The organism is Delftia sp. S65 (genome assembly GCF_016516495.1).
Taxonomy (GTDB): Bacteria; Pseudomonadota; Gammaproteobacteria; order Burkholderiales; family Burkholderiaceae_C; genus Comamonas; species Comamonas acidovorans.
The window spans coordinates 287,350-299,878 of record NZ_JACVUR010000003.1; the positions used below are offsets into that span (position 1 = coordinate 287,350).

The following is a 12,529-nucleotide window of genomic DNA, read 5'->3' on the forward strand; positions in this document are numbered from 1 at the left end:
CTGCGGCCCCTGGCCTGGGCATGCCGGCCAGGGATCTCGTTCAAGTCCGGTTGATGGACACGCCACCATCGACCACCATGGCCGTCCCCGTGATGAAGCTGGATGCGTCCGACGCCAGAAACAGCGCCGCCGCCGCGATTTCTGCGGGCGTGGCGAGGCGCTTGAGCGCGTGCAGGTTTTCGACGAAGGCGCGCGCCTCGGGCGTGGGGGTGCTGGCGCGGCCCATGGGAGTGTCGGTGCCCCCGGGCAGCAGGGCGTTGGCGCGCAGGCCGCGGGGGCCGTATTCGGCGGCGATGACCTGGGTGAGGCCGACGAGGCCGGCCTTGCTGGCGGCATAGGCGCCCATGCCGGGCAGGCCCGCCGTATGGCCCACGAAGGTGGACGTGAAGATCAGCGAGCCGCCGCCGCGTGCCAGCAGGGCCGGTATCTGGTGCCTGGCGCCCAGAAAGGCGCTGGTGAGGTTGGTGGCGATGGCGTCCTGCCAGGCCTGCAGCGAGAGATCGGGGAGGGCGCAGGGATCGCCGGTCATGCCGGCATTGTTGAAGGCGATGTCCAGGCCGCCAAAGCGTGCCGTGGCGGTCTCGACCAGCGCCTGTGCCAGCCGCTCGTCCCGCACGTCGCCGGCCAGCGCGATGGCCTGGCCGCCGTCCTGCTCGATCTCTGCCACCAGCGTCTGCAGTTGCGCCTGGCGGCGGGCCGTGAGGACCAGCCTGGCGCCGTGGCGGGCAAACAGCCTGGCGGCTTCGCGGCCTATGCCTGAGCTGGCGCCCGTGATGAGGGCGACTTTTCCGTGGAGTTGCTGTGGCGATGGCTGCATCTCGCACCTTTTCTTTCCGTGAATGAGGGAAAGCGGTTTGTAGTGCGGCGCAGGCGGGCGCGCATCCCGCTTCTTGCACTGGCGCCGGGCCGCGCTCGGTGGTTCCGGGTTGTGCCGCGCTGCACATGGTCGCAGCGGGCTAGGGAGAGCTCAGTCTTCGCCCAGGTCCAGGTGCGCGAACAGGTCGGCCAGCGTGGGCGTGGAGCGTGCGGGCCAGATGGCGCTGAGGTCCAGGCTGGGCAGGGCCTGGCCGTCACGCACCTCGCAAAAGCGCACGCCGCGAAAGTCCATGGAGCGTATCCAGCTGGGCAGCAGGGCCACGCCGCAGCCGCCGGCCACGCAGGCCAGCACGGTGAGGGTGCGGTTGGCTTCCTGCGCCACATGGGCCTCGTGCCCGGCCTTGCGCAGCGCGTCGAGGATGCCGGCATGCAGCACGGGCAATTGCGCCTGCGGGTACATCACCAGCCCGGCCTCGGCGATCTGGGCCAGGCTGACCCGGCCGTCCTCGCCGATCTGGAATTCATCGGGCACGGCGGCCACCAGGCGCTCGCGCAGCAGCTGGCGCTCGCGCATGCGCCCGCCCACGGCCACGGGCGTGTGCATGAGGCCGATGTCGATGGCGCCCGTCTGCAGGGCCTCGGCCTGCTCGGCATTGCTCATCTCGCGCAGGATGACGCGCACGCCGGGCGCCTGCTGCCGCAACGCGCGCAGGGCGCGGGGCAGGGTGCCGAAAAGCGCCGAGGACACCAGGCCCACGGTCAACTGGCCCGCACTGCCCCTGGCGATCTCGCGCGCGCGGCTGGCGGCGGCATCTATGCGGGCCACGCTGGTGCGCACATCGTCCAGCATGGCCAGGGCGGCTGGGGTGGGCAGGGCGCCCTGGCGTGAGCGCTGGAACAGCTGCACGCCCAGGTCTTTTTCCATGCGGGCCAGGGTCTGGCTCAGGGCCGGCTGTGCAATGCCCAGCCAGTCGGCTGCGCGGCTGACGCTGCCCTGGTCCACCACCGCGAGAAAGTAGCGCAGATGCCGGGTTTCCATATTGATCCGGTATGAATAAATCCATTTTGAAGAATGGAAATATATACCCACCGTTCCTAGAATCCGACCCCATGCCCCCAGCGCCGCGCCTTGCGTGGCGCAACCCACAAGGAGTTCTTCCCGTGTCTGCCGTGCCCCGGTTCGCCATTGCGTCCAGCGTCGATACCCACGCCCATGTCTTCGAGCGTGGCCTGCCCATGCCGGATGCGCGCCGCTATGCGCCCGACGAGGATGCGCTCCTGGGCACCTATCTGCACCACCTGGACACGCACGGCCTGGCCCATGGCGTGCTGGTGCAGCCCAGCTTTCTGGGCACGGACAACAGCTACCTGCTCCAGGCGCTGCACGCCCAGCCGCAGCGCCTGCGCGGCGTGGCCGTGGTGGATGAGAGCACGGGCGATGAACAACTGCAGGCCCTGGCCGATGCCGGCGTGGTGGGCATGCGCCTGAACCTGATCGGCTTGCCTTTGCCCGATCTGAATGCGCCCGGTTGGCACCGCGTGCTGGAGCAGGCCAACACCCTGGGCTGGCATGTGGAGCTGCACCTGCAGGCCGAGCGCCTGCCGGACCTGCTGCCCGCCTTGCTGGCGGCCGGCTGCCGCGTGGTGGTTGACCACTTCGGGCGCCCTGACCCGGCCCTGGGCGTGCGCGACCCGGGCTTTGGCTATCTGCTGCAGCAGGCCGACAGCGGCCGTGTGTGGGTCAAGCTGTCTGCGCCCTACCGCATCTGGCAGGCCGCCGGCTGCGCCGCCTCGGGCCGGCAGGCCACCGCGCAATTGCTGCAGGCCTTCACGGCCGGGCGGTTGCTCTGGGGCAGCGACTGGCCGCACACGCAGCACGCCGGCCAGGCCAGCTATACGGCGGCCGTGCGCTGGCTGCAGGACTGGCTGGACGATGCCGGCCCCCTGCAGGCCGTGCTGGGCCGCACCGCCTTCGAGCTGTTCCGATTCCAAAACGACATGCCAAACCAAGGAGACACACCATGAATTCCCTGTCCAGACGCACCGCCAGCCTGTGGGCGGCAGCAGGCCTGCTTTCGGCTGTTGCCGGCATGGCCGCGCCGGCTGCAGCGGCTGCAGCGGCTGCAGTGGCCAATTACCCCGAGCGCCCCGTCACCCTGGTCGTGACCTATCCGCCCGGCGGAACCGTCGATGTGGTGGCGCGCCTGATCGGCCCCAGGCTGTCTGCCGAGCTGGGCCAGCCCGTGGTGATCGAGAACCGGGGCGGGGCAGGCGGCATGATCGGCGGTGCCCAGGTGGCCAAGGCCCAGCCCGACGGCTACACGCTGATGCTCGATGCCTCCAACCACGCGCAGAACCCCGCCATCCACGCGCGCATGCAGTTCGACACGCTCAAGGCCTTCGCGCCGGTCTCGCTGCTGCTGCGCGTGCCCAATGTGCTGGTGGTTGCGCCTTCGTCGCCCATCAAGAGCGTGCAGGACCTGATCCAGGCCGGCCGCTCCGAAGGGGGCGGGCATCTGTACTTTGCGTCCGCAGGTCCGGGCTCGGCCCAGCACCTGGCGGGCGAGCTGTTCAACCTGCTGGCCAGGACGCAGCTGCACCATGTGGCCTACAAGGGCGGCGGCCCGGCCATGATGGATGTGATGTCGGGCCAGGTGCCGCTGATGTTTGCCAGCATGGGCTCGGCCTGGCAGCACGTGAAGACCGGCAAGCTGCGCGCGGTGGCCGTGGGCGGGCTGGAGCGCTCCAAGGCCGCGCCCGAGCTGCCGACCATTGCCGAGTCGGGCGTGCCCGGCTACGAGACCTATGAATGGAACGCCATCTTTGCGCCGGCCGGCACGCCGCCCGCCATCGTGAACCGGCTGTCCACGGTGCTGGCCAAGGTGCTGCGCGAGCCTGCCATCGTGGAGCGGCTCGCTGGCATAGGCGCCGAGCCCATAGGCTCCACGCCGGCCGAGCTGGAGACCTTCCGCCGCGCCGAGATCGCCAAATGGCAGAAGGTGGTGAAGGATTCCCGGCTCAAGCTGGACTGAGCGCGTGCAGGCTAGAAAGCGGACCATTGCGGTCTGCTGTACACCGCAGGCAGCCCTGGCGCGTTGAACAGGTACGGGCGCTGGCTTGAACGGGTTCTTACACCTTTTCAGGCGCAGCGGCCCACGCGGCCCCGCGCGCTTGGTAGAAACGGGGCCTTTCCTGTTTCACCCACTTCAAAAGAACATGGCCCTGCTCACCTTGCGAACCACCTTGCGCGCCGCGGCCGCCTTTGCGCTGGCCTGCTCGGCCCTTGCGGCCCAGGCGCAGACCTACATCAGCGGCTCGGTCTCGGGCCAGCTGGCACCGGGCGTCTACGGCACCGTGGACATCGGCAACGCGCCGCCGCCAGCGCTGCTGTACCAGCGCCCCGTGATCATTGCGCCGGCCCCCATGGCTCCGCCGCCTGTCTACATGTGGGTGCCCCCGGGCCACGCCAAGCACTGGGGCAAGCACTGCGCCCGCTACGGCGCCTGCGGCCGCCCGGTGTACTTCCTGCGCAACCCGCCGCCGCACTGGCATGCCGGGCCGCCGCGTCCCGATCCGCGCTGGCGCGAGGAGCGCCGCCACCGCGAATGGGAACACCGCCGCGATGACCGCCGCTGGGACCGTGACGACCGCCACGATCGCCATGGCGGGCGTGGTGATGATCACCGTGGCCCCGGGCATGGCCATGATCGCGGCCGAGGCCATGGCCGCGATTGAGCGGCACCGCACAAAAATAAGTTGTATCAAGCAGTTGCGGCGCACGGGCGCCGCAACCCGCAGCGCAAGCCTGGCACTGAGCTATGCCGGTTTGCTATAGCTGCTAGCGGGCTTGCTCAGTGGTGCCTGGCCCGCGCCATGCTCACAATAGCTGTCATACCCATACTGATAGAGACAGCCATGCAAACGGCCATTCCCTGCCTGCTGATGCGGGGCGGTACTTCCAAGGGCCCTTTCTTCCGGGCCACCGATCTTCCCTCCGCCCTGCCCACGCGTGACCGCGTGCTGCTCGCGGCCATGGGCTCGCCCGACAAGCGGCAGATCGACGGCGTGGGTGGCGCGCATCCGCTGACCAGCAAGGTTGGCATCGTCAGCCTCTCCGACAAGGAGGGCATCGACCTCGAATTCCTCTTCGCCCAGCTGCAGCCCGAGAAGGACACGGTGGACACCACGCCCAACTGCGGCAACATGCTGGCCGGCGTGGTTCCCTTTGCGCTGGAGACCGGCATGGTCTCCTCGCGCGGCGAGACCAGCACCTTCCGCGTGCTGACGCTGAACACCGGCATGGCGGCCGACATCACCGTGCAGACGCCCGGCGGCCAGGTGGAGTACGAAGGTTCGGCCCGCATCGACGGCGCGCCCGGCAGCTCGGCACCCATCGAAATCAGTTTCCTGGACACGGCCGGCTCGGTCTGCTCGGGCCTGCTGCCCACGGGCAAGCCCCGGGACACGGTCACGGTGACGGGCGAGGGGTTCGAAGACTTCACGCTTGACGTCACCTGCATAGACAACGGCATGCCGCTGGTGATCTTCAAGGCCGCCGACGTGGACGCCTCCGGCCTGGAGACCGTGGCCGAGCTCAACGCCGACACCGATCTCAAGCGCCGCATCGAGGCGCTGCGCCTGCAGATCTCCCGGACCATGGGCCTGGGCGATGTCTCGGCCAAGAACTACCCCAAGATGACGCTGATCGCGCCGCCCCAGCATGGCGGCGCGCTGACCACGCGCAGCTTCATCCCCCACGTCTGCCATGACGCCATCGGCGTGCTGGCAGCCGTCACCGTGGGCACGGCCGTGAAGATGCCGGGCACCGTGTGCGACGGCGTGGCGCAGCTCACGCAGGGCGCGGGCCCGCTCACGGTGTCGGTGGAGCATCCCACGGGCGAATTCAGCGTGACGCTGGACAGCGATCCGGCACATCCCGAGGTGGTGACCAAGGCCGCCTTGCTGCGCACGGCGCGCCTGCTGATGCGCGGCGAAGTGATGGTTCCGCGCTCGGTCTGGGACGGCCGCAGGCAGGACTGAAGAAACAGCGCAGGGGCTTGCCGGCCCCTGCAGTGCAAGGGGCGGGCCGCGCGCGCAGATGCGGTATCCGCCAGGCTGAGAGACAGTGGAAGAGACAAGTCATGACATCCGTCCAGAAGGACGCCGCAGCAACCGGCGTCAATGTGCAGACCCTGCTCAACGAGCACCCGTTCTCGGGATTCCAGTGGGTGATCTTTGCGCTGTGTTTCCTGATCGTTCTGCTCGATGGCTTTGACACGGCGGCCATCGGCTACATCGCGCCCTCGCTGATCGGCGAGTGGGGCGTGAGCAAGCCTGCGCTGGCGCCCGTGCTCAGCGCGGCGCTGTTCGGCCTGGCCGCAGGCGCCCTGTTCTCTGGTCCGCTGGCTGACCGGCTGGGCCGCAAGTCCGTGCTGGTGGGTTCGGTGGCGGTGTTTGCCGTGTCCTGCCTGGCTTCGGGCTTTTCGCCCGACATCTGGACGCTGGCCGTGCTGCGCTTCGTCACCGGCCTGGGCCTGGGCGCCGCCATGCCCAATGCCGTCACGCTGATGAGCGAGTACTGCCCTGATTCGCGCCGCGCCACGCTGACCAACGCCATGTTCTGCGGCTTTCCGCTGGGCGCGGCCTTCGGCGGCTTTCTGGCAGCCTGGATGATCCCGCATTTCGGCTGGCGCAGCGTGCTCATCCTGGGCGGTGCCGCGCCGCTGCTGCTGCTGGTGGCCCTGATCGTGCTGCTGCCCGAGTCGGTGCGCCACATGGTGGCCAACAACTACCCGGCCGAACGCATCCGCAAGGTGCTGGCGCGCATTGCCGGTGATGCCGTGCAGGGCGTGCAGCGCTTCGTGATGACCGAGTCCAAGCCCCAGCCCGAATCCCAGGCCAGCAGCGGCATGGGCGTGGTGCTGTCGCGCGAGTACCGGGTGGGTTCGATCATGCTGTGGATCGCCTACTTCATGGGACTGGTCATCTTCTACGCGCTGATGAACTGGATGCCCGTGCTGTTCAAGGAAGCGGGCCTGGACCCCAAGACCGGCACCCTGGTGGCCGCGCTGTTCCCGCTGGGCGGCGTGGGCGCCGTGCTGTTCGGCTGGCTTATGGACCGCTTCAATGCCAACCGCATCATCGCCATCGGCTATGCGCTGACGGCGGCCTCCATCTGGTGGATAGGCCAGACGGCCGGCCACCTGGGCTGGCTGGTGGTGGCCGTCTTCCTGGCCGGCACCATCATGAACACCGCGCAATCGTCCATGCCGGCGCTGGCCGCCGCCTACTACCCCACGCGGGGCCGTGCCACGGGCGTGGCCTGGATGCTGGGCATTGGCCGCTTCGGCGGCATTGCGGGCTCCTTCCTGGTGGCCGAGCTGTCGGCGCGCCAGCTGGGTTTCAGCGAGATCTTTGCCGTGGTGGCCATTCCGGGCGTGATCGCCATGGCCGCCCTCATCATCAAGCAGTACAGCAGTCCCGAGCCGCAGGGCGGGGCGGCGCCTGCCGCACCCCTCCACTGACCCCTCCACTGACACATTCCCACCCCATAAAGACGCAGGAGACCATCCGATGATCATCGACGTACACGGCCACTACACCACCGCGCCCGCGGCCCTGGGCGCCTGGCGCGACCTGCAGATCGCAGGCCTCAAGGACCCGTCCAAGGCCCCCAGGGCCAGCGACCTGAAGATCAGCGACGACGAGATCCGCGAGACCATCGAGACCAACCAGCTCAAGCTGATGAAGCAGCGCGGCTCCGATCTCACCATCTTCAGCCCGCGCGCCAGCTTCATGGCCCACCACATCGGCGACTTCGAGACATCGAGCACCTGGGCCGCCATCTGCAACGAGCTGTGCTTCCGCGTCAGCGAACTGTTCCCCGAGCATTTCATCCCCGCCGCCATGCTGCCGCAGTCGCCGGGCGTGGACCCCGCCACCTGCATCCCCGAACTGGTCAAGTGCGTGGAGCAGTACGGCAACGTGGGCATCAACCTGAACCCCGATCCTTCAGGTGGCCACTGGACCTCGCCCCCGCTGTCGGACCGCTCCTGGTATCCCATCTACGAAAAGATGGTGGAGTACGACATCCCCGCGATGGTCCACGTCTCCACCAGCTGCAACGCGTGCTTCCACACCACGGGCGCCCACTACCTGAATGCCGACACCACGGCCTTCATGCAGTGCCTGACCAGCGACCTGTTCAAGGACTTCCCCACGCTCAAGTTCCTGATCCCCCATGGCGGCGGCGCCGTGCCCTACCACTGGGGCCGTTTCCGCGGCCTGGCGCAGGAACTCAAGAAGCCGCTGCTGGACGAGCACCTGCTCAACAACATCTTCTTCGACACCTGCGTCTACCACCAGCCCGGCATCGACCTGCTGACCAAGGTGATCCCCGTCAAGAACATCCTGTTCGCCAGCGAGATGATCGGCGCCGTGCGCGGCATCGACCCGACCACGGGCCACTACTACGACGACACCAAGCGCTACATCGAGGCCACGGCCAACCTCACCGAAGAGGAGCGCTACCAGGTCTACGAAGGCAACGCGCGCCGCGTGTTCCCGCGCATGGACGCCGCCCTCAAGCAAAAGGGCCTGTAAGCAGGCCGCCACCACAGATCCAAGGAGAACACCATGTACGAACTCGGTGTGGTTTACCGCAACATCCAGCGCGCCGACCGCGCGGCCGCCGACGGCCTGGCCGCCCTGGGCTCGGCCACCGTCCACGAGGCCATGGGCCGCGTGGGCCTGCTCAAGCCCTATATGCGTCCCATCTATGCGGGCCAGCAGGTCTCGGGCACGGCCGTCACCGTGCTGCTGCAGCCCGGTGACAACTGGATGATGCATGTGGCCGCAGAGCAGATCCAGCCCGGCGACATCGTGGTCGCGGCCGTGACCTCGGAATGCACGGACGGCTACTTCGGCGACCTGCTGGCCACGAGCTTTCAGGCGCGCGGCGCGCGTGCGCTGATCATCGACGCCGGCGTGCGCGACGTGAAGACGCTGCAGGAAATGAACTTTCCCGTGTGGAGCCGCGCCATCTCCTCCAAGGGCACGATCAAGGCCACGCTGGGCTCGGTCAACATCCCTGTGGTCTGCGCAGGCATGTGGGTCACGCCCGGCGACGTGATCGTGGCCGATGATGACGGCGTGGTCTGCGTGCCCGCCGCCAAGGCCGCCGCCACGCTGCAAGCCGCGCAAAAGCGCGAAAGCTTCGAGGGCGAGAAGCGCGCCAAGCTGGCTTCCGGCGTGCTGGGCCTGGACATGTACAAGATGCGCGAGCCCCTGGAAAAGGCCGGCTTGCGCTATATCGATTGAGGAGGAGAAGCGCATGAGCAATTTCGAGAAGACCCCCGGCTGGCTGGACTGGTACGCCGGCCCCTCCAAGCCCAAGTTCCAGGTGCCCGCAGGCGCCGTGGATGCCCACTGCCACGTCTTCGGCCCCGGCGATGAATTCCCGTTTGCGCCCGAGCGCAAGTACACGCCCTGCGACGCCAGCAAGCAGCAGCTGTTTGCGCTGCGCGACCACCTGGGCTTTGCGCGCAACGTCATCGTGCAGGCCACCTGCCACGGCGCCGACAACCGCGCCATGGTCGATGCCTGCAAGGCCGCCAACGGCAAGGCGCGCGGCGTGGCCACGGTGCGCCGCAGCGTGACCGATGAGGAGCTGCAGGAGCTGCACGCCGCCGGCGTGCGCGGCGTGCGCTTCAACTTCGTCAAGCGCCTGGTGGACTTCACGCCCAAGGACGAGCTGATGGAGATCGCGGGCCGCATCGCCAAGCTCGGCTGGCACGTGGTCATCTACTTCGAGGCCGTGGACCTGCCCGAGCTGTGGGATTTCTTCACCAGCCTGCCCACCACCGTGGTCGTGGACCACATGGGCCGCCCCGATGTGAACAAGCCCGTGGACGGGCCCGAGTTCGAGCTGTTCCTCAAGTTCATGCGCGAGCACCAGAACGTCTGGAGCAAGGTCAGCTGCCCCGAGCGCCTGTCCGTCACCGGCCCCAAGGCGCTGGACGGCGAGCAAAATGCCTACCGTGACGTGGTGCCCTTCGCCCGCCGCGTGGTCGAGGAATTCCCCGACCGCGTGCTGTGGGGAACCGACTGGCCCCACCCCAACCTCAAGGACCACATGCCCGATGACGGCCTGCTGGTCGACTTCATCCCGCACATCGCCCCCACGGCCGAACTGCAGCGCAAGCTGCTGGTGGACAACCCCATGCGCCTTTACTGGCCCGAAGAGGCCTGAAGGCGACCATGTCCGGCCTGGGTGCCGGACATATTCAAGGAGATATCCATGGCATTGGACAAACCCTATCTGGACGTGCCCGGCACCATCATTTTTGATGCCGAGCAGTCCCGCAAAGGCTACTGGCTCAACCAGTTCTGCATGTCACTGATGAAGGCCGAGAACCGCGAGCGCTTCAAGGCCGACGAACGTGCCTACCTGGACGAATGGGCCATGAGCGAGGAACAGAAGCAGGCCGTGCTGGCCCGCGACCTCAACTGGTGCATGCGCACGGGCGGCAACATCTACTTCCTGGCCAAGATCGGCGCCACGGACGGCAAGAGCTTCCAGCAGATGGCAGGCTCCATGACCGGCATGTCCGAAGAGGAATACCGCAACATGATGGTGGGCGGAGGCCGTTCGGCCGAAGGCAATCGTCGCGTGGGCGAGGAGGGCGATGCCCAGGCCCACCGCCAGCCGCAGGGCAAGGCCGGCAGCGTGGACAAGAACAACAAGGAAGGCAACTGACATGGCGCGCATCACCGCATCCGTCTACACCTCGCATGTGCCCGCCATCGGCGCGGCCATGGACCTGGGCAAGGCCGACGAGCCCTATTGGCAGCCGCTGTTCAAGGGCTTCGAGCACTCGCGCCAATGGCTCAAGGACAACAAGCCCGACGTGATCTTCCTGGTCTACAACGACCACGCGACCGCGTTCAGCCTGGACTTCATCCCGACGTTTGCCATCGGCACGGCCGCTGAATACCAGCCCGCCGACGAAGGCTGGGGCCCGCGCCCCGTGCCCAAGGTTGTCGGTCATCCCGAGCTTGCCAGCCACATCGCGCAGTCGGTGATCCAGCAGGACTTCGACCTGACCATCGTCAACAAGATGGACGTGGACCACGGCCTGACCGTGCCGCTGTCGCTGATGTGCGGCCAACAGGACGCGCGCACAGGCGCCTGGCCCTGCCCGGTGATTCCGTTTGCCGTGAACGTGGTGCAGTACCCCGTGCCGTCGGGCCAACGCTGCTTCAACCTGGGCCGTGCCATCCGCCGCGCCGTGGAAAGCTTCGACGAAGACCTGAACGTGCAGATCTGGGGCACGGGCGGCATGAGCCACCAGCTGCAGGGCGCGCGTGCGGGCCTGATCAACAAGGAGTGGGACAACCGCTTCCTGGACCTGCTGATCGAGAATCCGGCCGGCCTGGCGAAGATGCCGCATATCGACTACGTGCGCGAGGCCGGCTCCGAAGGCATCGAGCTGGTGATGTGGCTGATCGCGCGCGGCGCCATGGCCGATGTGGATGGCCCCGCGCCGCTGCCCAAGGTCAACCACCGCTTCTACCATGTGCCTGCGTCCAATACGGCCGTGGGACACCTCATCCTGGAGAACGGCTGAGGCCCCCACGTTCATCACTGCGTGTATTCACTGCCCCCCGAGGGGGCCTTCGCCTCCTTGAGGCGGCTCTACGGAGACTCATATGAGCAACAAGACCATCAAAGTCGCCCTGGCGGGCGCCGGTGCCTTCGGCATCAAGCACCTGGACGGCATCAAGAACATCGACGGCGTTGAAGTCGTCTCCCTGGTGGGCCGCGAGCTGGCCAAGACCCAGGAAGTGGCCGACAAGTACGGCATCAAGCATGTGACCACCGAGCTGGCCGACAGCCTGGCCCTGCCCGAGGTGGACGCCGTCATCCTGTGCACGCCCACGCAGATGCATGCCGCCCAGGCCATCGAATGCCTGAAGGCCGGCAAGCATGTGCAGGTGGAGATCCCGCTGGCCGACAGCCTAAAGGACGCGCAGGCCGTGGCCGATCTGCAAAAGCAGACCGGCCTGGTGGCCATGTGCGGCCACACGCGCCGCTTCAACCCCAGCCACCAGTGGGTGCACAAGAAGATCGCGGCCGGCGAGTTCAACATCCAGCAGATGGATGTGCAGACCTATTTCTTCCGCCGCACCAACATGAACGCGCTGGGCCAGGCCCGCAGCTGGACCGACCACCTGCTGTGGCACCACGCCGCCCACACCGTGGACCTGTTCGCCTACCAGGCCGGCAGCCCCATCGTGAAGGCCAACGCCGTGCAAGGCCCCATCCATCCGGAGCTGGGCATTGCCATGGACATGAGCATCCAGCTCAAGGCCGCCAATGGCGCCATCTGCACGCTGAGCCTGTCGTTCAACAACGACGGCCCGCTGGGCACCTTCTTCCGCTACATCGGCGACACCGGTACCTACATCGCGCGCTATGACGATCTGGTCAACGGCAAGGAGGAGAAGATCGACGTTTCCAAGGTTGATGTCTCCATGAACGGCATCGAGCTGCAGGACCGCGAGTTCTTCGCCGCCATCCGTGAAGGCCGCGAGCCCAATTCCAGCGTGGCCCAGGTGCTGCCCTGCTACCAGGTCCTGCACGACCTCGAGCAGCAACTGCAGGCCTGACCCGCCCGGCGAGCCGTCGCAGCGCACCATGTTTCCATCCGGA

Annotated in this window: 13 protein-coding genes; 11 read left to right on the forward strand and 2 right to left on the reverse strand. The window is 67.5% G+C overall.

Translation table 11 applies throughout. The annotated features are described in order from the left end of the window. Window positions 1-40: 40 nt before the first annotated feature. The gene (locus IAE24_RS04915) at window positions 41-817 is read right to left on the reverse strand and encodes an SDR family oxidoreductase (protein ID WP_199959493.1); all 777 of its coding nucleotides are present in this window, start codon (window positions 815-817) and stop codon (window positions 41-43) included. Between the two features lie 150 nt (window positions 818-967). Next, on the reverse strand, window positions 968-1,855 hold the full coding sequence (locus tag IAE24_RS04920; protein WP_199959492.1) for a LysR family transcriptional regulator: 888 nt from the start codon (window positions 1,853-1,855) through the stop codon (window positions 968-970). Window positions 1,856-1,977: 122 nt separating this feature from the next. Here IAE24_RS04920 and IAE24_RS04925 point away from each other — a divergent pair, with 122 nt between their 5' ends. The 11 genes from IAE24_RS04925 (at window position 1,978) to IAE24_RS04975 (ending at window position 12,486) form a co-directional block, all read left to right on the forward strand. After that, complete coding sequence (locus IAE24_RS04925; protein ID WP_199959489.1) at window positions 1,978-2,841, forward strand: amidohydrolase family protein; 864 nt, start codon at window positions 1,978-1,980, stop codon at window positions 2,839-2,841. Further along, window positions 2,838-3,848: a tripartite tricarboxylate transporter substrate binding protein gene (locus IAE24_RS04930; protein ID WP_199959487.1), complete on the forward strand. Its 1,011-nt coding sequence runs from the start codon at window positions 2,838-2,840 to the stop codon at window positions 3,846-3,848. Before IAE24_RS04925 ends, IAE24_RS04930 begins: the two co-directional genes overlap by 4 nt. Before the next feature lie 184 nt (window positions 3,849-4,032). Then, window positions 4,033-4,551 carry a hypothetical protein gene (locus IAE24_RS04935; protein WP_034395652.1) on the forward strand — a complete coding sequence of 173 codons (519 nt, stop codon included), beginning with the start codon at window positions 4,033-4,035 and terminating at the stop codon, window positions 4,549-4,551. A gap of 180 nt (window positions 4,552-4,731) precedes the next feature. Further along, entirely contained in the window at window positions 4,732-5,856 is a 1,125-nt protein-coding gene (locus IAE24_RS04940) for a 4-oxalomesaconate tautomerase (RefSeq protein WP_199959484.1), read from the forward strand. 101 nt (window positions 5,857-5,957) lie between these two features. Next, window positions 5,958-7,340, forward strand: coding sequence for an MFS transporter (locus IAE24_RS04945; RefSeq protein WP_199959477.1), 1,383 nt, complete (start codon window positions 5,958-5,960; stop codon window positions 7,338-7,340). 49 nt (window positions 7,341-7,389) lie between these two features. After that, window positions 7,390-8,418: an amidohydrolase family protein gene (locus tag IAE24_RS04950; protein ID WP_063325669.1), complete on the forward strand. Its 1,029-nt coding sequence runs from the start codon at window positions 7,390-7,392 to the stop codon at window positions 8,416-8,418. A gap of 33 nt (window positions 8,419-8,451) precedes the next feature. Beyond that, complete coding sequence (gene ligK / locus IAE24_RS04955) at window positions 8,452-9,135, forward strand: 4-carboxy-4-hydroxy-2-oxoadipate aldolase/oxaloacetate decarboxylase (RefSeq protein WP_071956256.1); 684 nt, start codon at window positions 8,452-8,454, stop codon at window positions 9,133-9,135. Window positions 9,136-9,148: 13 nt separating this feature from the next. Then, entirely contained in the window at window positions 9,149-10,066 is a 918-nt protein-coding gene (locus IAE24_RS04960) for an amidohydrolase family protein (RefSeq protein ID WP_034395666.1), read from the forward strand. 48 nt (window positions 10,067-10,114) lie between these two features. Continuing rightward, the gene (gene ligA / locus IAE24_RS04965) at window positions 10,115-10,573 is read left to right on the forward strand and encodes a protocatechuate 4,5-dioxygenase subunit alpha (protein WP_012206248.1); all 459 of its coding nucleotides are present in this window, start codon (window positions 10,115-10,117) and stop codon (window positions 10,571-10,573) included. A gap of 1 nt (window position 10,574) precedes the next feature. Next, complete coding sequence (locus IAE24_RS04970) at window positions 10,575-11,444, forward strand: class III extradiol dioxygenase subunit beta (protein ID WP_013801816.1); 870 nt, start codon at window positions 10,575-10,577, stop codon at window positions 11,442-11,444. Between the two features lie 82 nt (window positions 11,445-11,526). Continuing rightward, on the forward strand, window positions 11,527-12,486 hold the full coding sequence (locus IAE24_RS04975) for a Gfo/Idh/MocA family oxidoreductase (RefSeq protein ID WP_012206246.1): 960 nt from the start codon (window positions 11,527-11,529) through the stop codon (window positions 12,484-12,486). Window positions 12,487-12,529: the final 43 nt, after the last annotated feature.

Bases quoted from the DNA above. Each gene is read 5' to 3' on its own strand.
- IAE24_RS04940 (WP_199959484.1), top strand. From the start codon at position 4,732: ATGCAAACGGCCATTCCCTGCCTGCTGATGCGGGGCGGTACTTCCAAG.
- IAE24_RS04915 (WP_199959493.1), bottom strand. From the start codon at position 817: ATGCAGCCATCGCCACAGCAACTCCACGGAAAAGTCGCCCTCATCACG.
- ligA (WP_012206248.1), top strand. From the start codon at position 10,115: ATGGCATTGGACAAACCCTATCTGGACGTGCCCGGCACCATCATTTTT.
- IAE24_RS04960 (WP_034395666.1), top strand. From the start codon at position 9,149: ATGAGCAATTTCGAGAAGACCCCCGGCTGGCTGGACTGGTACGCCGGC.
- IAE24_RS04950 (WP_063325669.1), top strand. From the start codon at position 7,390: ATGATCATCGACGTACACGGCCACTACACCACCGCGCCCGCGGCCCTG.
- IAE24_RS04970 (WP_013801816.1), top strand. From the start codon at position 10,575: ATGGCGCGCATCACCGCATCCGTCTACACCTCGCATGTGCCCGCCATC.
- IAE24_RS04935 (WP_034395652.1), top strand. From the start codon at position 4,033: ATGGCCCTGCTCACCTTGCGAACCACCTTGCGCGCCGCGGCCGCCTTT.
- IAE24_RS04945 (WP_199959477.1), top strand. From the start codon at position 5,958: ATGACATCCGTCCAGAAGGACGCCGCAGCAACCGGCGTCAATGTGCAG.
- IAE24_RS04930 (WP_199959487.1), top strand. From the start codon at position 2,838: ATGAATTCCCTGTCCAGACGCACCGCCAGCCTGTGGGCGGCAGCAGGC.
- ligK (WP_071956256.1), top strand. From the start codon at position 8,452: ATGTACGAACTCGGTGTGGTTTACCGCAACATCCAGCGCGCCGACCGC.
- IAE24_RS04920 (WP_199959492.1), bottom strand. From the start codon at position 1,855: ATGGAAACCCGGCATCTGCGCTACTTTCTCGCGGTGGTGGACCAGGGC.
- IAE24_RS04975 (WP_012206246.1), top strand. From the start codon at position 11,527: ATGAGCAACAAGACCATCAAAGTCGCCCTGGCGGGCGCCGGTGCCTTC.